Here is a 16,932-nt window from a genome sequence, read left to right as displayed (position 1 = left end):
TGAGAGCAGACTCAGAGCTGGTTCTCAGCCGGTGTTCAGCGGGCCGGGGAGCGTACTCAGAGAAAACTCAGAGGGCGGGCGGTACGCCGCACCCCGCCACCTGGGTGATGCTGGTAGGCGCGATGAACACGACCCGTTCCGGCCGACCGGCCCTCACCCGACCCGACGGCACCCCCGTGCGCGTCCTCGTCGTCGACGACGACCCCGACCTCGCCGAGGTGCTCACCGGAGCCCTGCGCTACGAGGGCTGGCAGGTGCGCGCGGCCGGCGACGGCGCCTCGGCCCTCGACGGCGCGCGCGAGCTGCTGCCCGACGCCGTGGTCCTGGACGTGATGCTCCCGGACACCGACGGCTTCGCCGTGCTGCGCCGGCTGCGCGAGGTGAAGCCGGACGTCTGCGTGCTCTTCCTCACGGCCCGGGACGCGGTGGAGGACCGGATCGCGGGGATCACGGCCGGCGGCGACGACTACGTCACCAAGCCGTTCAGCCTGGAGGAGGTCGTGGCCCGGCTGCGCGGCCTGCTGCGCCGGGCCGGCATGGCCCGCCAGCAGGAGGAGGGCCCGCGGCTGACGGTCGGCGACCTGGTCATGGACGAGGAGGCCCGCGAGGTCACCCGGGCCGGCGAGCTGATCGAGCTGTCGCCCACCGAGTTCGAACTCCTGCGCTTCCTCATGCGCAACCCGCGCCGGGTGCTCAGCAAGGCGCAGATCCTCGACCGGGTGTGGTCCTACGACTTCGGCGGCCGGGCCCATGTCGTGGAGCTGTACATCTCCTACCTGCGCAAGAAGGTCGACGCGGGCCGCGCACCCATGATCCACACCGTGCGCGGGGCGGGGTACGTGCTGAAACCGGTGACGACGTGAGCCGTCCGGACGTCCGCGACCGCCTCGCCCGGCTGCCCCGGCCCCGCACGCTGCGCGCCCGCCTCACCTTCGGCCTCGTGGTGCTCCTCGCGGTGAGCTGCGCCGCCGTGGGCCTCGCGGCCGTCGTGGAGCTGAACGGCTTCCTCACCCAGCGCCTGGACGAGCAGCTCGCCCAGGTCGGCACCCGCTTCCCGGAGAGCCTCGAACACAACGGCATGCTGCCCGACGACCACGACGGGGACGAGAAGGGCGACACCCGCCGCATGGCCACCGGCACCTTCGGCGCCCGCCTGCTCGACGGCACGGTCACCAACAAGGGCCTCATCCGCTCCGGCGACCTGGGGGCGGACCTGAACGTCGACCTGACGGCGCGGGACGCGGCCCGGCTGGCCCGGGTCCCGGTCGACGGCCGGCCGCACACCGTCGAGCTGTCCTCCCTGCACGACTACCGCGTCGTCGCCTCCGCCGGCCGGGACGGGGACGTGCTGCTGGTCGGGCTGCCGCTGGAACCCGTCGAGACCGCGGTCCACCGGCTGGAGGCGGTCGCCGCGATCGTCTTCGGGGCGGCCCTGGTGGTGACGGGGGTGGCCGGCGCCCTCTGGGTCCGCTGGTCGCTGCGCCCGCTGAGCCGGGTCGCCGCCACCGCCACCCGGGTCAGCGAGCTGCCGCTGGCCAGCGGGGAGGTGGCGCTGCCGCCGCGCGCTCCGGATCCCGACCCGGGCACCGAGGTGGGCCGGGTGGCGGCCGCCTTCAACCGCATGCTGGGCCATGTCGAGGACGCCCTGACCAAACGCCACGCCAGCGAGGAGCGGCTGCGCCGCTTCGCCGCCGACGCCAGCCACGAGCTGCGCACCCCGGTCGCCTCGGTCCGGGGCCACGCCGAACTGGCCCTCCTCCACCCGGGCCCGGTGCCGCCGGAGGTGACCCGGGCGCTGCGGCGCATCACGGCCGAGTCCGCCCGCATGGGGGAGATGGTCGACGACCTGCTCCTGCTGGCCCGCCTCGACGCCGGCCGCCCGCTGGAACGCGAGCCGGTCGACCTGACCCGCCTGGTCCTGGACGCGGTCACCGACGCCCGCGCGACGGGCCCCGACCACCGCTGGACCCTGGACCTGCCCGAGGACCCGGTCACGGTCCCCGGCGACGCCCACCGCCTCCAGCAGGTGCTGGCCAACCTGCTGGCCAACGCGCGTTCGCACACGCCCGGGGGCACGAAGGTGACGGTCATCCTGGAGGCGGACGCCGGTTCGGCCGTCCTCCGGGTGCACGACGACGGCCCCGGCGTCCCGGAAGAGGTCAGGGCCGGCGTCTTCGAACGCTTCACCCGGGCGGAACACCGCCGCCACCCGAACGCCTCCGGCGCGGGCGCGGGCCTGGGGCTGTCGATCGTGGCGGCGGTGGCGGAGGCGCACGGGGGGACGGTGGGACTGGAGAGCCGGCCCGGCTCCACGACGTTCACGGTGCGCCTGCCCCGCTGAGCCGGCCCGGGCACGCCCCCGGGTACCGCCCTCAGTACCGGGTGACGGCCGTGACCCCGTCCACGGTCCCGATGGCGATGTGCGGCCGCTTCTCCGGCTCGGCCCACTGGAGGATCCGCCGCATCGCGTCCTCGGGCACCGACACGCAACCGGCGGTCGCCGCCTTGCCGTTCACATGGAGGAAGATCCCGGCGCCGCGCCCGCGCACCGGCCGGTCGTAGTTGAAGCCGATGACGAGGGCGTACGCGTACTGCGTCGGGTAGGAGACGAGGTGTTCGGACTCGGACGCACGGCAGTCCCGCGGCAACGGCTCGACCCACCGGTTGTACGAAGCCGAGTCGTTGTCCTGGCACCACCACGAACCGTCCTTCACCGCGCGATAGGCGACCCTCGTCCCGCTCGGCGCCGCCTTGGTCCCGAAGGCGAACGGAAGGCCGTACAGACCGGTCGGCGTGGTGTTCGTGCCCTGGGTCCGCGAGCCGCCCTCGGCCAGTCCGTTCGCTCCGAACCGCGCCGGAGCCGTCCCGGCCGCCACCCACCGGCCGTCCCGGAGGTCCCACCACGTGAGCGTCCCGGACGTGGAGTCGGTGCGCGCCGCCTGCGCGGTGATCAGCTGGCGGCCGCCACCGGTGTCGGCCATCCGCGCGGGCAGCGGGCCCGGCCCGGCATCCGGGGTGAGGCCGAGCAGGGCGAGCGAGGAGACGGACACGAGGGTCAGGACGACACCGGGGCGCATGGCTCAGACGGTAGACGGAGGCAGGGGGAGCGGCAGCCCGGGTAGTCCGTCCAGGCTCGTCGCCACGTGCTCCTTCTTCTCGAAGTACGCGTTCAGGGAGGCGTCGTCCTCCCGTGCGAAACGCTTTCCGTGCAGGTCGCGGTCGGCCTCGTACGCCATGTAGGGGACGGCGTACCCGCAGGTGTCGCGGATCAGCTCCGCATGGACGACGATGATCGCGCGCAGCCCGTGCGCGCTCGGGTCGCTGTCGGGGAAACGGCCGAGCAGGTCCTTGAAGCGCGGGTCGTCCCGGAAGACGGGCTCGCCCCGGCCGTGCACGCGCACGATGTTCGGCGGGCCCTGGAAGGCGCACCACATCAGGGTGATCCGCCCGTTCTCCCGGAGGTGCGCGATGGTCTCGGCGTTGGACCCCGCGAAGTCCAGGTAGGCCACGGTGCGTTCGTCGAGCACGGCGAAGGAGCCCTTGAGGCCCTTGGGGGAGAGGTTGACCGTGCCGTCGCCGGACAGCGGGGCGGTCGCGGTGAAGAAGAGGGGCTGCTCCTCGATGAACGTCCGGAGCCTGCCGTCGATGCGCTCATAGGTCTTTCCCATGTCTGCTGATTATCCGCGCAAGTCTTTCGACTGTCTAAGTATTTGCCCGCCCTTCGGGGCCCGGCCCCGCTGATTGACGAATAATGCAGACCTCTGCATAATCATGCATAACGGCAGGCGCAGTGTGAGAACCCACTTTCCTAGGAGCAGCCCAAGTGAGCAGCAACAGCGGTGACGTACGGCTCTGGGGCGGCCGTTTCGCCGACGGTCCCGCCGAGGCCCTGGCGAAGCTGTCCGCGTCCGTCCACTTCGACTGGCGGCTCGCGCCGTACGACATCGCCGGTTCGCGCGCCCACGCGCGCGTGCTGCACAAGGCCGGCCTCCTCACCGAGGACGAGCTGCAGCGCATGATCGCCGGGCTGGACCGGTTGGAGGCCGACGTGGCGTCCGGCGCCTTCGTCGGCACCATCGCCGACGAGGACGTGCACACCGCCCTGGAGCGCGGCCTGCTGGAGCGCCTCGGCCCCGACCTCGGCGGCAAGCTGCGGGCCGGCCGGTCGAGGAACGACCAGGTGGCGACCCTGTTCCGGATGTACCTGCGCGACCACGCCCGCATCATCGGCGGACTGATCGCCGACCTCCAGGACGCCCTGATCGGCCTCGCCGAGGCCCACCCGGACGTGGCGATGCCGGGCCGCACCCACCTCCAGCACGCCCAGCCGGTCCTGTTCGCCCACCACGTCCTCGCCCACGTGCAGTCCCTGTCCCGGGACGCCGAGCGGCTGCGCCAGTGGGACGAGCGCACCGCGGTGTCGCCGTACGGCTCCGGGGCGCTGGCCGGCTCCTCCCTCGGCCTGGACCCGGAGGCGGTCGCGCGGGACCTCGGCTTCGAGCACGGCAGCGTCGGCAACTCCATCGACGGCACGGCCTCCCGCGACTTCGTCGCCGAGTTCGCCTTCATCACCGCGATGATCGGCGTGAACGTCTCCCGGATCGCCGAGGAGATCATCATCTGGAACACGAAGGAGTTCTCCTTCGTCACCCTGCACGACGCGTTCTCCACCGGCTCGTCGATCATGCCGCAGAAGAAGAACCCGGACATCGCCGAGCTGGCCCGCGGCAAGTCGGGCCGCCTGATCGGCAACCTGACGGGTCTGATGGCGACGCTGAAGGCCCTGCCGCTCGCCTACAACCGCGACCTGCAGGAGGACAAGGAGCCGGTCTTCGACTCCTGCGACCAGCTGGAGGTGCTGCTGCCCGCCTTCACCGGCATGATCGCGACCCTCACCGTCAACCGCGAGCGCATGGAGGAACTGGCCCCGGCCGGCTTCTCGCTCGCCACCGACATCGCCGAGTGGCTGGTCAAGCAGGGCGTGCCGTTCCGCGTGGCGCACGAGGTCGCGGGGGAGTGCGTCAAGGCCGCCGAGGCGGAGGGCAAGGAGCTGGACGACCTCACGGACGAGCAGTTCGCGAAGATCTCCGCCCACCTCACCCCGGAGGTGCGCTCCGTCCTCAACGTGCCGGGCGCCCTGGCCTCCCGCGACGGGCGCGGAGGTACGGCGCCCAGCGCGGTCGCCGTCCAGCTGGCCGAGGTCAAGGCGGACGTGGCGGCCCAGCGCGCGTGGGCGGAGGCGAAGAAGCGGAACTGACGCGGCACGGCCGGGTCCCCGTGCCCCGAAGGGGCGCGGGGCTGTACCCATGCCCCGAGTACCCCGGCGCCCGGCTCCCGCAGCGGAGCGTCGTCGCGGGTTACGTTGGTCGCCAGCCGTACCGGAGCCGACCGAACGGAGCCCGCGATGCCCTTCGCCCGCCTGGCAACAGCGACGACCCCCACCTGTCACATCGGACTCGGACTCGCCGCCGTCGGCCGCCCCGGTTACATCAACCTGGACCGCGAGAAGGACCTCGGAGACAACCGCAGCGTCGACGCGCTGCGCGCCCGCACCCACGAACTCCTCGACGCCGCCTACGCGCAGGGCGTGCGCTACGTCGACGCGGCCCGCTCCTACGGCCGTTCGGAGGAGTTCCTCGCCGACTGGCTGAACGCCCGGCCCGACATCGACGACGTGGTCGTCGGCAGCAAATGGGGCTACACCTACACCGCCGGCTGGTCGGCGGACGCCGACACCCACGAGGTCAAGGACCACAGTCTCGCGGCGTACGAGCGGCAGCGCGCCGAGACCGACGCCGTGCTCGGCGACCGCCTCGACCTCTACCAGATCCACTCGGTGACCCCGGACAGCCCCGCGCTCACCGACAAGGAACTGCACGCCCGGCTCGCCGACGCCGCCGCACAGGGGCTGACCATCGGCTTCTCCACCAGTGGTCCCGCGCAGGCCGAGGCCGTCCGCGCCGCCCTCGCCGTGACCGTCGGGGGCGAACCGCTGTTCCGTACCGTGCAGTCGACGTACAACCTGCTGGAGACCTCCGCCGCGCCCGCGCTCGCCGAGGCGCACGACGCCGGGCTCACCGTGATCGTCAAGGAGGGCATGGCCAACGGCCGGCTGGCCGGGCCGCACGCGCCGGAGGCGCTCAGGGCCGTCGCCGAGGAGACCGGCCTCGGCTGCGACGCCGTGGCCCTGGCCTGGGTCCTCTCCCGGCCCTGGGCCGGCGTGGTCCTCTCCGGCGCGGCGACGGCCGCCCAGCTCGCCTCCAACCTCCACGCCCCCGCCGTCGACCTCGACGAGGACCAGCTGTCCCGCCTCGCCGGCCTCGCCGAGGACCCGCACGCCTACTGGGAGCAGCGCGGCCGGCTGCCCTGGCACTGATCACACACCTCACCGACCGGTAGCTCTGAGTCGCACACGCCCAGTATGAGACAAGACTGTCTCATACAAGCTATCGTTGTCTCATGGCTCTCGACCGTGACCACGTGCTGCGCACCGCGGCCGCCCTGCTGACCCGCAAATCCACCGCGACCATGGACGAGGTCGCCAAGGCCGCCGGGATCAGCCGGGCCACGCTGCACCGGCACTTCGCCGGGCGGGACGCACTCGTCCGGGCCCTGGAGACGCTCGGCATCGAGGAGTGCGAGGCGGCCGTGGACCGCGCCCGCCCGGACGACGGGCCCGCGAGCGAAGCCGTACGCAGGCTGGTGCGCGAGATCCAGCCCGCGGCCGGACTGCTCGCCTTCCTGTACGGCGAGAGCCAGTTGTGGGAGGGCGAGCGGCAGAACGGCGGCTGGCAGCGGCTGGACGGGCGCATCGGCGCGGTGTTCCAGCGCGGTCAGCGAAGCGGCGAGTTCCGCATCGACCTCACCCCGGTCTGGCTCACCGAGGCGCTCTACGGCCTGATCGCCTCCTGCGCCTGGGCCACCCTGGACGGCCGCGTGGCCGCCAGGGACTTCCCGACGATGGTCGCCGAGCTGCTGCTCGGCGGCGCTCTGCGAAGAGAGGAATCATGACCCGCACCCTGCAGCCGGCGCACACGGCGGAGGCGGTGAAGCGCCCGGGCCGCTGGCTCGCGCTCTGCGTCCTCGTCCTGGCCGTGCTGCTGGTGGCCGTCGACGCCACCGTCCTCGGCCTGGCGACCCCCTACATCAGCGAAGACCTGCACCCCTCCGGCACCCAGCTGCTGTGGATCGGCGACGTGTACTCCTTCGTCATCGCCGGTCTGCTGGTGTCCATGGGCAGCCTCGGCGACCGCATCGGCCGCAAGCGGATCCTGCTCGGCGGCGCCACGGCGTTCGGCGCGATCTCCGTGCTCAACGCCTACGCCACCACACCGGAACTGATGATCCTGGCGCGGGCGCTGCTCGGTGTCGCGGGCGCGACCCTGATGCCCGCCACCCTCGCCCTGATCCGCAACCTCTTCCACGACCCGCGCGAGCGCAGCCTCGCCGTCGGCATCTGGGGTGCCACCGCCTCCGCCGGCACCGCGGTCGGGCCGATCGCCGGCGGCTTCCTCCTCGAGCACTTCTGGTGGGGCTCGGTCTTCCTGATCAACCTGCCCGTGATGGCGGTGCTGGTCCTGGTCGGCATCCGCACCCTTCCCGAGTCCCGCAATCCGCACCCCGGCCCCTGGGACCTGCTCAGCGTCGCGGCCTCGCTGGCCGGCGTGATCGGCGTCGTCTACGCGGTCAAGGAGACGGCCACGCACGGCCTGACCTGGCCCACGCTCGCCGCGGGCCTGCTGGGCGCGGCCGCGCTCTGCGGCTTCGTGCACCGCCAGCTCACCATGCCGACGCCGCTGCTGGACATGCGGCTGTTCCGGCAGCGCGGCTTCAGCGGCGCGGTCCTCGCCGACCTGCTGACCGTGCTCGGCATGTCCGGCCTGGTGTTCTTCCTCTCCCAGTACCTGCAACTCGTCCAGGGCAGGCACCCGTTCGAAGCGGGCCTGGCCGAACTGCCCGCCGCCGTCGGCGCGGTGGCGGCCGGCCTGGCCGCGGGCCGCGCGGCCCGCCGCTTCTCGGTCCGCGCCGTGGTCTCCGGCGGCCTCGCGGCGGTCGGCCTGGCCCTGGCCACGCTGACGGCACTCGACCGGTCCACCGGCTACCCGGCCCTCGGCGCCGCGCTGCTGGTCGTGGGCGTCGGCGCGGGCCTGTCCTTCACCGTCACCGCCGACGTGATCCTCTCCAGCGTGCCGAAGGAACAGGCGGGCGCGGCCTCGGCGGTCTCCGAGACGGCGTACGAACTGGGCGCGGCCCTCGGCATCGCCCTGCTGGGCTCGATCGTCACCGCCGCCTACCGCGGCTTCACGGGCCCGGCAGGCACCCCGGCCCAGGCCCACGAGTCGCTGGGCGCGGCGGTCGAGGCGGCGACGAACATGCCCCCGCACACGGCAGGGGAACTCCTGAACGCATCCCGCGACGCCTTCGTCCACGGCCTGCACCTGGCCTCCGGCACGGGAGCGGCGGTCCTGCTGGGAACAGCGGTGGCGGCGTGGTTCCTCCTGCGGGGACAGCGACTGGAGAACACGGCGGAGTAATGGGCCTGGCGGCCAGGCACGTTGGCCTTCCGGTCCCTTGCCTGGCGGCGTCCAGGTCCGGTGTCTTGCCTTGCGGCGCACGGCAGCCCGGCGCTTCGCCGACCGCGCCGACGTGCCGGGCGGACGCTCATGCGATCATGCGGGCGGCTCTGGGTGGACCGGCGCACGGACGATCAGTCGATCGGACGGGCGAGGGCGAGGGAGCCGTCGGGAATCGAGCGGGGAACGGGAGTGCGGTGTGAGCGGGGCTGGGGGGCACGACGGGTCGTCAGTGTCGGACGAGGAGTGGGAGCGGTTCCTGCGTGAGTCGGTGGAGGGCGCAGCGGACGCTCCTGTCGAGCCGTCCGCGCGGGCGCGTGAGGTGGAGCGGCGGCTGCGGGAACGCCCGGGGCAGCCGGAAGGCTGGCGCACCCACGCACCGGCCCGGCCCCGGCGCAGGACGGGGCGGTACGTGACCGGGCTGGCGGCCGCCCTGGCGCTCCTCGTCGTGGGGCTGTTCCCGCAGCAGGTCGTCGGCTGGTTCGGCGGCGACGACGGGCACGCCGGGGCGCCGTCGGCCGCCGAGTCCGAGCGCCCGCGGGAGGCTCCCGGCGCGGAGCCGGCGCTGCGCGGCACCCTCGCCGAGCCCTTCCGGGGGTCACCCGCCGTTCACTGGGCCGACGGAGCGGCCGGGATCACCGTGCCGAAGGCCCGGGCGACCGGCTGGATGGACACCGCCCAGGTCGCGCGGGCGCTGCGGCGGAGCAAGGACTTCATGGTGGCCGCGGGGCTCGACTCCCGCGTGCTGCGCGGTGAGCGGCCGACGAAGGCGATCGCGCTGCTCAACCCGCACCAGAAGGACGTCCAGGACTACCTCCGCGCCGCCCTGTCGTCGAAGGCGCCCACTGCTGAGACCGATCCGCTGCTGCTGTTCAGCCGCTTCCGGCCGGGGCAGGCCCGGCCGGCCGGTGACGTCGTCAAGACCCGCGGGCGGCTCACCTACCGGGAGGGGAAGCGGGGAGCGGTCGAGGTGACGGCGGACGTCACCTTCGTGTACCCGGTGACCCCCGCCCGCGACAGCGGGCGGGACGCCGAGGTGGTCCGTACGATCGTGCGGCGCAAGGTCGTGATGAGCTGGGACGACCCGGCCAAGGTCATCACCCAACCGGGCACGATGTCCCTCGTCTCGTACGCGCTCGACATGACCAACGGCGGCTGCTCCGGCCCCACGGGCTACTTCGTGCCGCCCTTCGGCACCGCCGACGAGCAGTCCACCGACGCCGCCCACCGGATCGATCCGTACGACCGCAGCAAGCCGGTGGGCGGCACCGCGTCGAAGGGCGACGGCTGCGCGACCGCGACCCGCTCCTAGCGGACGGCTGCGAGGGGCGCGGAGTCTCCGGCGCCCCGAACGGCCGGCCGCACCGGCAGCGGCTTACGCCGCCTTGGCCTTGGTGGCGTACATGTCCACGTACTCCTGCCCCGACAGCCGCATGACCTCGGCCATCACCGAGTCGGTCACGGCCCGCAGCACATAGCGGTCCCGGTCCATCCCGTCGTACCGGGAGAACTCCATCGCCTCGCCGAAGCGGACGGTGACCCGGCCCGGCCGCGGGATGCCCCGGCCGCCCGGCTGCAGCTTGTCCGTGCCGATCATGGCGAACGGGACGACCGGCGCACCGGTCATCAGCGTCAGCCGCGCGATGCCGGTGCGCCCCCGGTACAGCCGGCCGTCGGGCGACCGCGTGCCCTCGGGGTAGATCCCGAAGATCTTGCCCTCCTCCAGGATCCGCCGCCCGGTCATCAGCGCGGCCACGCCGCCGCTCGCGCCGTCACGGTCCACCGGGATCATGCCGACGCCGGTGAAGAACCACGCCATCAGCCGGCCCTTGAAGCCCTTGCCGGTGACGTACTCGTCCTTGCCGATGAAGAAGACCTGCCGCTTGGTGACGAGCGGCAGCACGATCGAGTCGATGAACGTGAGGTGGTTGCCGGCCAGAATGACCGGACCCTCGCCGGGGATGTGCTCCACGCCCTCCACCTGTGGGCGGAACATCAGGCGCATGATCGGTCCGAGCACTGCCTTGATGAGCGCGAAGCGGGACAACGGGTCCTCCGATGCCGAGGGGGTCGATATGTGTCTGTGCAGGTGAGGACATTACTCGCGGCTCCCGGCCGGGCGCACATCGGGGACGCCCGGTTCACCGAGGTCTTACGAACTGTTGACGCGGGTTTACCTGCGGTGACGTCCGGGAGACGGGTCGTAACACCCTTGCGACGGTGTGACGGATATCGCGAACGGCCGTCACCCGGTCGGCTACCCGCACTGCGGCGGTCGAAGCCGACGGCCCGTCAGCACTCCGCCCCCACCGGCCATACGGCGTCACCCGGGTGTTCCGCCCGGGGACTCCCTCCGGTCATGTCCGCGCCCCTACGATCGGCCCGACTCACGAGGCCGACGGCAGGAGGGCGCTGATGAGCGGCGACCAGGCGGACAAGAAGACCCCGGGCCCCGGGCGGCGGGCGATCCTCGGCGCCGCGGTGCTCGGCGCGAGCGGAGCGGTCCTCGGGCTGCCGGGCGCGGCCGAGGCCGCCGGGGACCGCACCGCGGGACAGGGCGGCCGGGGCCTGAAGAGCCTGCCGGTGCCGGCGATCATCGGTCACCGCGGCGCCAGCGGCTACCGCCCCGAGCACACCTTCGGCTCGTACGACCTGGCCCTGGACCTGGGCGCCGACGTCGTCGAGGCGGGCGACCTGGTGCCCACCAAGGACGGCCATCTGGTCTGCCGGCACGAGCCGGAGATCGGCGGCACCACGGACGTCGCCGCGCACCCGGAGTTCGCCGGCCGCAAGACCACCAAGGTGGTCGACGGCGTGCCCACCACCGGCTGGTTCACCGAGGACTTCACGCTCGCCGAGCTGAAGACCCTGCGCGCGGTCGAGCGCATCCCGGCCAACCGGCCGCACAACACCCTCTACAACGGGCGCTGGGAGATCCCCACCTTCGAAGAGGTCCTGAGGTGGCAGGACGAGCAGACCCGCAAGCGCGGCAGGCAGGTCTGGATCTACCCCGAGACCAAGCACCCCACCTACTTCCGCAAGCTCGGGCTGGGCCTGGAGGAGCGGGTCGCCAAGCTACTGCGCAAGTACGGCAAGGACGGCCGGAACTCGCCGGTCATCCTGCAGTCCTTCGAGCCCACCAGCATCCAGAGGCTGAACCAGCTGGTGGACAACCCGCTGGTCGTGCTGCTCTCCACCGCCGACAGCCGCCCCTACGACTTCGTCGAGGCGGGCGACCCGCGCACGGTCGCCGATCTCATCACCCCCAAGGGCCTGCGCGAGATCGCCGGCTACGCGCAGGGCATCGGGCCGACCCTGGACCTGGTCATCCCGAAGAACGCGGACGGCACCCTGGGCAAGCCGACGACCCTGGTCGCCGACGCGCACAAGGTGGGCCTGGTCCTGCACCCCTACACCATGCGCAACGAGAACCCGTTCCTTCCGGCCGAGTACCGCAAGGGCAGCGCGGCCGACGGCTACGGCGACCCCTTCGGCGCCTTCCGCACCTACTTCGCGACCGGCATCGACGGCGTCTTCACCGACAACGCCGACACCGGCCTGCTCGCCCGCGCCGACTTCCTCGGCGGCTGACCGGCGTCAACCACGGCATCCGCCGGCCCTCCGTTCGGAGTGTCGGCCCGCCGCCCCGGAAACCCGCTCCCGGGGCGGCGCGTCGTTCCGCATATGACGCACGACTTGGTAGCCGCCCTGCACCCCCTGCTCACCGCCGAGGCGTCCGCCGAGGCATATGCCTCCGGGAGCGAGCCGGACGATCTGGAGCAGGCCGTCTGGGTGCGGCTGCTGGAACGGCTGGAGACCGACGGGCCGCCGGGCGACCCGCAGCGCTGGCTGCGCAGGGCCGTACGCGCCGAGGCGCGCCGCAGCCGCCGTACCAGCCGGCGTGAACGGCCCTACGGCCTGGAACCGGCCGACGACAACCGCCCCGGACCGGAGCAGCTCGTCCTCGCCGCCGCCCGGCACCGCGCGCTGCGCGACGCGGTGCGCCGGCTGCTCGAGGCCCTGCTGTCCCCGAAGGACCTGACATACCGGGAGATCGCGGGGGAGTTGGGTATCTCACAGGGCAGCCTCGGCCCGGAACGCTCCAGATGTCTGGGATGTCTGCGTCGATTGCTCGCACCGGAGGTTGCGGCCCGCGAAGTGCGGGGATAGGAGTGAGGGACGACAGGTGATCAGGTGAGCGGGAGGCGTGCGCACATGGGCATGAGCGTGACCATCTCGGCGGCGACCGAGCAGGACGCGGAGCAGATCTTCAGGCTCCAGTACCTGTGCTTCCAGAGCGAGGCGGCGCTGTACGGCAACTACCGCATCGACCCGCTCGTGCAGACCCTGGACTCCGTCCGCGAGGAGGTCGCCACCGACTGCGTCTTCGTCGCCCGGCTCGGCGACGAGGTGGTCGGTGCGGTGCGCGGCAAGGTCACCGAGGACGGCGCCGCGGCCATCGGCACGCTCTGCGTCCACCCCCGGCTGCAGGGCCACGGCATCGGCGCGCGCCTGCTGCGCGCGGCCGAGACGGCGCTGGAGCAGGAGCGGGGCGCCACCCGCTTCCGCCTCTTCACCGGCCACCGCAGCGAGGGCAATCTCCGCCTGTATCGCCGCTCCGGCTACGAGACGGTGGGCCGCTCCCGTGGTGACGACGGAGTGGAGCTGATCATCCTGGAGAAGCAGGCGGGGGCCTACGCCGCTACGGCGTGACGGTTGTCCGGCGCGCCCGCCGCAGCCAGTACATCGCCGAGACCGGCAGCAGCACCGGGATGAAGACGTACCCCGCCCCGTAGTACGACCACACCGTCGCGTCCGGGAACGCCGAGTGGTCGACCAGGGTCCAGGTACCGACGAGCAGCACGCCCGCGAGCTCGGCGGCACAGCACACCAGTGCCGCCCTGCGGGCCGTCTCCCCGCCCCGCACCAGCGTGAACGTGATGAACCCGTACACGACACCGGCCACGGCCGACAGCGAGTAGGCGAGCGGCGCCCGGTCGAACTCCGTGGAGATCTGGAAGACCGAACGGGACACCGCGCCGACCACCATCACGCCGTAGAACCAGACGAGCAGCATGCCCGGTCCCTTGATCAACCGGGTCGGCTTCTCCTCCACCGCCGTCATCTCAGCCTCCCCAGATGTCGAAGAGCCGCACTTCCAGCACGGCCAGCACCACACCGCCCGCGGCGACCGTCACCGAACCCCAGCGGGTCCGCTCCGCCAGGGACATGAACCCGGCCGCCGGGATGCACGCGAACGCGCCCAGCAGGTACGCCACGAAGATCGTCGTGCCCTGCGCCGGCTTCTCGCCCCGCGCCAGCTGTACGACGCCGACCACCAGCTGCGCCACGGCCAGCAGCGACACCACGGCCATGCCGATGAAGTGCCAGTCCTTGGTCGGCTGGTCCCGGTAGGCGGCCCAGCCGCACCAGGCGGCGAGCAGCAGCGCGGCGACCCCGGTCACCAGCGTCAGGGCATTGAGCATGCCGAGACCTTATTACGGCCGAAACGGACGCCGGCCGCCGACCCCGCCGTACGCCGGAGGGTCTAGACCACATCGTAGGGTCTGGGTATGACGATCCACGCGCACGCCCTCCTGTTCGACAACGACGGCACCCTCGTCTCCTCCCTCGATTCCGTCGAGCGCTGCTGGACCCGCTGGGCGAAGGAGTACGGGATCACCGCCGAGCAGTTCCGGCGCGTGGCACTGCACGGGCGGCCCGCCGCCGAGATAGTCGCCGACCTGCTGCCCGCCCGCCTGGTGCCGGAGGCGGTCGCCCGGGTCGAGCAGCTGGAGGTGGACGACGTGCCGGACGGCGGCGTACGGCTGCTGCCCGGCACCCGGGACTTCCTGGACGCGCTGCCCGCCGACCGCTGGGCCGTCGTCACCTCCGCCACCCGGCGCCTCGCCGAGGCCCGCCTCGACGCCGTCGGCATCCTGCCCAAGACGCTGATCGCCGCCGACGACGTCACCCGCGGCAAGCCCGACCCCGAGCCCTACCTGCTCGCCGCCCGGCAGCTCGGCGTCGACCCGGCCCGCTGCGTCGTCTTCGAGGACGCCCCGGCCGGACTGCGGGCGGGCCGCGCCGCCGGGATGACCACCGTGGCGTTGACCACAACCCACCGCGCGGAGGAGCTGGACGCCGACCTCGTGGTGCAGGACCTGTCTGCCTTGTCCGCACTGGTCACCGACCGGGACGTGGAGATCTCCGTCCGCCGCTGAGCGCCGGATCCGGGGTGTCCGCCGCTGTCCACTATCCGGACAGCGGCGACCGGTCAGCACCGTCGGTCTGGTTTACTGATCGCATGACCACGACGAGCTGCCGCACCCGTGCGACCGAGGCGACCATGACGCCGCCCGGTGCTCGTTGTCTGTGTCGCCTGATGTGTCGAATGTGCGCCTTCTAGAGGGCCCCCGCATCAGCTGAGCCTCGCGCCCCGAAGCGAGAGCCGTGGCATGTCCGTGCGCACAGTCCGTACGGGACACAACCCCACCCCCATGCCTGTACCGCATGCACCCGTGCCCGGGCACACCCACGCCCGCGCAACCGACAGTGACGGAAATCCTGTGATCACCACCTCGGGCCTGACCAAGGTCTACCGCTCCCGCGGCCGTGAGGTCACCGCCCTCGACGGCGTCGACCTGCACGTCCGCGAAGGCGAGGTCTACGGCGTCATCGGCCAGTCCGGCGCCGGCAAGTCCTCCCTCATCCGCTGCGTCAACCTGCTGGAGCGCCCCACCTCCGGCACCGTGACCGTCGCCGGACAGGACCTCACCGCCCTGGCCGGCCGAGGCCCGCGCGCCGGCCGGGAACTGCGCCGGGCGCGCAGCCGCATCGGCATGGTCTTCCAGCACTTCAACCTGCTGTCCACGCGGACCGTGCAGGACAACGTCGAGCTGCCGCTGGAGATCCTCGGAAAGTCGGGGAAGGAACGTTTCCGCAAGGCGCTGGAACTCCTCGACCTCGTCGGCCTCGCCGACAAGGCCAAGGCCTACCCGGCCCAGCTGTCCGGCGGCCAGAAGCAGCGCGTCGGCATCGCCCGCGCCCTCGCCGGCGACCCCAAGGTGCTGCTCTCCGACGAGGCCACCAGCGCCCTCGACCCGGATACCACCCGCTCCATCCTCCAGCTGCTGCGCGACCTGAACCGGCAGCTGGGCCTGACCGTCCTGCTCATCACCCACGAGATGGACGTCGTCAAGGCGGTCTGCGACTCCGCCGCCCTCATGGAGAAGGGCCGCATCGTGGAGTCCGGCACCGTCAGCGAACTGCTGGCCACGCCCGGCTCGGAACTCGCCGCCGCGCTGTTCCCGGTGAGCGGCGAGCGCACGGGCGCCGACCGGACCGTCATCGACGTCACCTTCCACGGCGAGGCCGCCACCCAGCCGGTCATCTCGCAGCTGTCGCGCACCTACAACATCGACATCTCGATCCTCGGCGCCGCCATCGACACCGTCGGCGGCCTGCAGATCGGCCGCATGCGCATCGAACTGCCCGGCCGCTACGAGGACAACGTGGTGCCGATCGGGTTCCTGCGCGAACAGGGCCTGCAGATCGACGTCGTGGGCCAGGAGGCCCTGCTGGTGAAGGAAGGTGCCAAGTGACCTGGTCCGAGATGCAGCCGCTGCTGCAGCAGGCGTGTACCGAGACCTTCCAGATGGTGCTGTGGTCCACCCTGATCGCCGTCGCCGCCGGCCTTCCGCTCGGCATCCTCCTCGTCCTCACCGACCGGGGCGGCCTGCTGCAGAACGTCCTCGCCAACAAGGTGACCGGCCAGATCGTGAACATCGGCCGGTCCATGCCGTTCATCATCCTGATGGTCGCGCTGATGAGCTTCACGCGCTGGGTCACCGGGACGACGATCGGCACCACCGCCGCGATCGTGCCCCTCGCCATCGGCGGCATCCCGTTCTTCGCCCGGCTGGTCGAGACGGCCGTCCGCGAAGTGGACCACGGCCTGGTCGAGGCCGTGCAGTCCATGGGCGGCAACACCTGGACGATCGTCCGCAAGGTCCTCGTCCCCGAGGCCCTGCCGTCCCTGATCGCCTCCACCACCACCACGGTCATCGCCCTCATCGGCTACTCCGCCATGGCCGGCACGGTCGGCGGCGGCGGCCTCGGAGACCTCGCCGTCCGCTACGGCTACCAGCGCTTCGAGACCGAGCTGATGTGGATCACCGTCGCGATCCTCGCCGTCGTCATCTCCCTCATCCAGTTCGCCGGCGACCTCGCGGCCCGCTCCCTGCACGGCCGCGGCGGCCGCTCCGGCCCGGCCCCCAGGCTCCGCCTGCTCAAGGCGAAGGAGCCGGCGGCGGCCGACATAAGCAAGGTCGCCTGACCCACCCCGGACTCCCCGTCC

At 72.4% G+C, this 16,932-nt stretch carries 18 protein-coding genes; 13 read left to right on the top strand and 5 right to left on the bottom strand.

Translation table 11 applies throughout. The features are described 5' to 3' along the window. Window positions 1–122: 122 nt before the first annotated feature. Window positions 123–863, top strand: a complete 741-nt coding sequence (locus ACGFZN_RS21030) for a response regulator transcription factor (RefSeq protein ID WP_393859977.1) — start codon at window positions 123–125, stop codon at window positions 861–863. Then, on the top strand, window positions 860–2,341 hold the full coding sequence (locus ACGFZN_RS21025; RefSeq protein WP_393859976.1) for a sensor histidine kinase: 1,482 nt from the start codon (window positions 860–862) through the stop codon (window positions 2,339–2,341). The genes ACGFZN_RS21030 and ACGFZN_RS21025 overlap by 4 nt, the downstream gene beginning before the upstream one ends. A 31-nt stretch (window positions 2,342–2,372) precedes the next feature. On the opposite strand, the gene ACGFZN_RS21020 is transcribed toward ACGFZN_RS21025, so the two are convergent. Further along, complete coding sequence (locus tag ACGFZN_RS21020) at window positions 2,373–3,077, bottom strand: L,D-transpeptidase (RefSeq protein ID WP_393859975.1); 705 nt, start codon at window positions 3,075–3,077, stop codon at window positions 2,373–2,375. A 3-nt stretch (window positions 3,078–3,080) separates the two neighbouring features. Then, window positions 3,081–3,668, bottom strand: coding sequence for a pyridoxamine 5'-phosphate oxidase family protein (locus ACGFZN_RS21015; RefSeq protein WP_393859974.1), 588 nt, complete (start codon window positions 3,666–3,668; stop codon window positions 3,081–3,083). 155 nt (window positions 3,669–3,823) lie between these two features. Between ACGFZN_RS21015 and argH the strand changes: the two genes are divergently transcribed. The 5 genes from argH (at window position 3,824) to ACGFZN_RS20990 (ending at window position 9,885) form a co-directional block, all read left to right on the top strand. Next, entirely contained in the window at window positions 3,824–5,257 is a 1,434-nt protein-coding gene (gene argH, locus ACGFZN_RS21010; RefSeq protein ID WP_393859973.1) for an argininosuccinate lyase, read from the top strand. A 147-nt stretch (window positions 5,258–5,404) separates the two neighbouring features. After that, window positions 5,405–6,376: an aldo/keto reductase gene (locus ACGFZN_RS21005; protein WP_393859972.1), complete on the top strand. Its 972-nt coding sequence runs from the start codon at window positions 5,405–5,407 to the stop codon at window positions 6,374–6,376. A gap of 83 nt (window positions 6,377–6,459) precedes the next feature. Beyond that, entirely contained in the window at window positions 6,460–7,011 is a 552-nt protein-coding gene (locus ACGFZN_RS21000; RefSeq protein WP_393859971.1) for a TetR/AcrR family transcriptional regulator, read from the top strand. Continuing rightward, window positions 7,008–8,534 carry an MFS transporter gene (locus ACGFZN_RS20995; protein ID WP_393859970.1) on the top strand — a complete coding sequence of 509 codons (1,527 nt, stop codon included), beginning with the start codon at window positions 7,008–7,010 and terminating at the stop codon, window positions 8,532–8,534. The genes ACGFZN_RS21000 and ACGFZN_RS20995 overlap by 4 nt, the downstream gene beginning before the upstream one ends. Window positions 8,535–8,805: 271 nt before the next feature. After that, on the top strand, window positions 8,806–9,885 hold the full coding sequence (locus ACGFZN_RS20990; protein ID WP_393859969.1) for a hypothetical protein: 1,080 nt from the start codon (window positions 8,806–8,808) through the stop codon (window positions 9,883–9,885). 63 nt (window positions 9,886–9,948) lie between these two features. Here ACGFZN_RS20990 and ACGFZN_RS20985 read toward each other — a convergent pair whose 3' ends face one another. Further along, the gene (locus ACGFZN_RS20985; protein WP_393859968.1) at window positions 9,949–10,620 is read right to left on the bottom strand and encodes a lysophospholipid acyltransferase family protein; all 672 of its coding nucleotides are present in this window, start codon (window positions 10,618–10,620) and stop codon (window positions 9,949–9,951) included. Between the two features lie 368 nt (window positions 10,621–10,988). On the opposite strand from ACGFZN_RS20985, the gene ACGFZN_RS20980 reads away from it, so the two are divergent. The 3 genes from ACGFZN_RS20980 to ACGFZN_RS20970 all read left to right on the top strand — a co-directional run bounded on the left by ACGFZN_RS20980 (window position 10,989) and on the right by ACGFZN_RS20970 (window position 13,286). After that, entirely contained in the window at window positions 10,989–12,164 is a 1,176-nt protein-coding gene (locus ACGFZN_RS20980; protein ID WP_393859967.1) for a glycerophosphodiester phosphodiesterase, read from the top strand. 93 nt (window positions 12,165–12,257) lie between these two features. Continuing rightward, window positions 12,258–12,743 (top strand): RNA polymerase sigma factor, encoded by a 486-nt coding sequence (locus tag ACGFZN_RS20975; RefSeq protein ID WP_393859966.1) that lies wholly within the window; start codon window positions 12,258–12,260, stop codon window positions 12,741–12,743. A gap of 45 nt (window positions 12,744–12,788) precedes the next feature. Continuing rightward, window positions 12,789–13,286: a GNAT family N-acetyltransferase gene (locus ACGFZN_RS20970; RefSeq protein ID WP_393860201.1), complete on the top strand. Its 498-nt coding sequence runs from the start codon at window positions 12,789–12,791 to the stop codon at window positions 13,284–13,286. Here the strand turns inward: ACGFZN_RS20970 and ACGFZN_RS20965 are convergent. Then, a complete protein-coding gene (locus tag ACGFZN_RS20965; protein ID WP_393859965.1) occupies window positions 13,276–13,698 on the bottom strand; it encodes a hypothetical protein in 423 nt (140 codons plus the stop codon). The genes ACGFZN_RS20970 and ACGFZN_RS20965 overlap by 11 nt on opposite strands. A gap of 1 nt (window position 13,699) precedes the next feature. Beyond that, window positions 13,700–14,059 (bottom strand): hypothetical protein, encoded by a 360-nt coding sequence (locus tag ACGFZN_RS20960; RefSeq protein WP_330341114.1) that lies wholly within the window; start codon window positions 14,057–14,059, stop codon window positions 13,700–13,702. Between the two features lie 87 nt (window positions 14,060–14,146). On the opposite strand from ACGFZN_RS20960, the gene ACGFZN_RS20955 reads away from it, so the two are divergent. The 3 genes from ACGFZN_RS20955 (at window position 14,147) to ACGFZN_RS20945 (ending at window position 16,911) form a co-directional block, all read left to right on the top strand. Then, window positions 14,147–14,797 (top strand): HAD family hydrolase, encoded by a 651-nt coding sequence (locus tag ACGFZN_RS20955; RefSeq protein WP_393859964.1) that lies wholly within the window; start codon window positions 14,147–14,149, stop codon window positions 14,795–14,797. 345 nt (window positions 14,798–15,142) lie between these two features. After that, entirely contained in the window at window positions 15,143–16,177 is a 1,035-nt protein-coding gene (locus tag ACGFZN_RS20950) for a methionine ABC transporter ATP-binding protein (RefSeq protein WP_393859963.1), read from the top strand. Continuing rightward, window positions 16,174–16,911 carry a methionine ABC transporter permease gene (locus ACGFZN_RS20945; RefSeq protein ID WP_393859962.1) on the top strand — a complete coding sequence of 246 codons (738 nt, stop codon included), beginning with the start codon at window positions 16,174–16,176 and terminating at the stop codon, window positions 16,909–16,911. The genes ACGFZN_RS20950 and ACGFZN_RS20945 overlap by 4 nt, the downstream gene beginning before the upstream one ends. The last annotated feature ends 21 nt before the right edge of the window (window positions 16,912–16,932 follow it).

Origin of the sequence: Streptomyces sp. NPDC048192, assembly GCF_043202415.1 — a bacterium.
Taxonomy (GTDB): Bacteria; Actinomycetota; Actinomycetes; order Streptomycetales; family Streptomycetaceae; genus Streptomyces.
Note: the sequence above shows the minus strand (reverse complement) of the source record. Positions and strands in the feature narration are given on the sequence as shown.

Excerpts from the sequence above, each read along its gene's own strand:
- ACGFZN_RS20980 (WP_393859967.1), top strand. The coding sequence starts at position 10,989 with ATGAGCGGCGACCAGGCGGACAAGAAGACCCCGGGCCCCGGGCGGCGG.
- ACGFZN_RS20965 (WP_393859965.1), bottom strand. The coding sequence starts at position 13,698 with ATGACGGCGGTGGAGGAGAAGCCGACCCGGTTGATCAAGGGACCGGGC.
- ACGFZN_RS20975 (WP_393859966.1), top strand. The coding sequence starts at position 12,258 with ATGACGCACGACTTGGTAGCCGCCCTGCACCCCCTGCTCACCGCCGAG.
- ACGFZN_RS20995 (WP_393859970.1), top strand. The coding sequence starts at position 7,008 with ATGACCCGCACCCTGCAGCCGGCGCACACGGCGGAGGCGGTGAAGCGC.
- ACGFZN_RS20970 (WP_393860201.1), top strand. The coding sequence starts at position 12,789 with ATGGGCATGAGCGTGACCATCTCGGCGGCGACCGAGCAGGACGCGGAG.
- ACGFZN_RS21020 (WP_393859975.1), bottom strand. The coding sequence starts at position 3,077 with ATGCGCCCCGGTGTCGTCCTGACCCTCGTGTCCGTCTCCTCGCTCGCC.
- ACGFZN_RS21000 (WP_393859971.1), top strand. The coding sequence starts at position 6,460 with ATGGCTCTCGACCGTGACCACGTGCTGCGCACCGCGGCCGCCCTGCTG.
- ACGFZN_RS21015 (WP_393859974.1), bottom strand. The coding sequence starts at position 3,668 with ATGGGAAAGACCTATGAGCGCATCGACGGCAGGCTCCGGACGTTCATC.
- ACGFZN_RS21005 (WP_393859972.1), top strand. The coding sequence starts at position 5,405 with ATGCCCTTCGCCCGCCTGGCAACAGCGACGACCCCCACCTGTCACATC.
- ACGFZN_RS20955 (WP_393859964.1), top strand. The coding sequence starts at position 14,147 with ATGACGATCCACGCGCACGCCCTCCTGTTCGACAACGACGGCACCCTC.
- ACGFZN_RS20960 (WP_330341114.1), bottom strand. The coding sequence starts at position 14,059 with ATGCTCAATGCCCTGACGCTGGTGACCGGGGTCGCCGCGCTGCTGCTC.
- ACGFZN_RS21030 (WP_393859977.1), top strand. The coding sequence starts at position 123 with ATGAACACGACCCGTTCCGGCCGACCGGCCCTCACCCGACCCGACGGC.